Source organism: Acetobacter sp. AN02, assembly GCF_029759835.1.
GTDB lineage: Bacteria > Pseudomonadota > Alphaproteobacteria > Acetobacterales > Acetobacteraceae > Acetobacter.
Genome location: NZ_JAJJND010000173.1, coordinates 1 through 1,564 on the forward strand (window position 1 = coordinate 1; position 1,564 = coordinate 1,564).

General features: G+C 45.3%; 2 protein-coding genes. Both read right to left on the reverse strand.

The window, feature by feature from the left end:
* Positions 1-94: 94 nt before the first annotated feature.
* Positions 95-1,129 (reverse strand): aldo/keto reductase, encoded by a 1,035-nt coding sequence (locus LOC54_RS12170; RefSeq protein ID WP_279314044.1) that lies wholly within the window; start codon positions 1,127-1,129, stop codon positions 95-97.
* Between the two features lie 216 nt (positions 1,130-1,345).
* The coding region (locus LOC54_RS12175; protein ID WP_279314045.1) for a hypothetical protein at positions 1,346-1,564 on the reverse strand (219 nt) is incomplete at its 5' end.

A 1,564-nucleotide genomic window follows, 5' to 3' on the forward strand; every position in this document is an offset into this window, starting at 1 on the left:
TCTTCATCAGAATCTCCTCATCCTCACGCTGAGAAAATTCTCATCCAAAAGCCACTCTTTTTATGGGGGGATTACCGAATGTTTTTTAAGGAATCTAAATATTACGTTCTTTTATTAAGGTAACTGAAGGCGCGTCCGTCGTAAGGGGCGGAACGATGCCATCGACAACATGTGGAATATATGGTGCTTCAAGAGCGCTTATTTCGTCGACCGTGAGCGTAAAACCCATGCTTTCGATTGCTGTAGAGAGGTGTTCAGGTTTTGTTGCCCCAATGATTGGCGCAGTAATCTCTGACTTTGACCGAAGCCAGGCAAGCGCGACATAAGCTCGGGGTACGCTGTGTTTTTTCGCAATAGCACTTACCACCTCAATCACTTTCTCATCTTGAGCAGCGGCCTCTTGATACATCTTCAGAGCAAATGCATCATTCTGCGTGCGTTTTGTCGTTTCTTTCCAGTCTCTTGTGAGTCTGCCTCGCGCGAGTGGGCTCCATGGTATAACCCCAACACCTTGGTCAGCACAGAGGGGTAGCATTTCACGCTCTTCTTCACGATACAGAAGATTATATTGGGGCTGCATCGAGATGAAACGCGTCCATCCATTGCGCTCTGCTATGTGCTGCATTTTGGAGAACCGCCATGCTTCCATGGACGAGGCGCCGAGATAGCGCGCTTTGCCAGCCTTCACGATATCATGAAGTGCCTCCATAGTCTCTTCGATCGGGGTGTGATGGTCAAAGCGATGGATCTGATAGAGATCGACATAGTCCATGCCGAGCCGCATCAGACTGTCATCAATCGCCTGAAAAAGCGCCTTACGTGAGAGGAAACCAGTGTTCGGTGCATTTCGCCAAGGAAAAAATGCTTTTGTTGCGACGACGATCTCGTCGCGACGTGCCATATCTTTCAGCGCTCTTCCCATGATCTCCTCGGAGCTGCCACCCGAGTAGATGTTCGCATTATCGAAGAAGTTAATTCCTCCCTCTAACGCTTGGCGAAAAAATGGACGAGCAGTCTCCTCTGGCAGGGACCATGGCTGAGGAAGCCGATCCGGTTCACCGTAACTCATACAACCGAGGCACAGACGTGATACTTTCAGACCACTGTGGCCAAGATTAACATATTGCATTGTTACCTCTTATCGCTGCGGAGAGATGACGGTTTCTTCAAAAGCATCTTACAATTATCTGAGAGATCTTGTAGTGATATTTAATGTAATAGACTGTTGAGCGATATTCATAAGCCGTATTCGATATGGATATTATAATGAAATGAAAATATTTAATTTTTCATGACGGTGATCAGAAATTTATAACGCAATAAAATTATTTTCTATTTTAAGTGTTTATAATTGTGAATGCTGCGGCGTTCTGTTTTTGTGATCTGTATTTTGAAAATTCTGCGAATATATTCTTTTTCTTTTCTGAGTATCTGTCTTTCCGGTAATACATTCGAGAACGGCGTTTATGCGGCACTTGCCGATACAGCTGGAGGGATCGAAGAACCGTTGATTGATGTTCTTGGCGAGTAATTTCTGGGTTTTGGCGCTTTGATTGACGGTTTT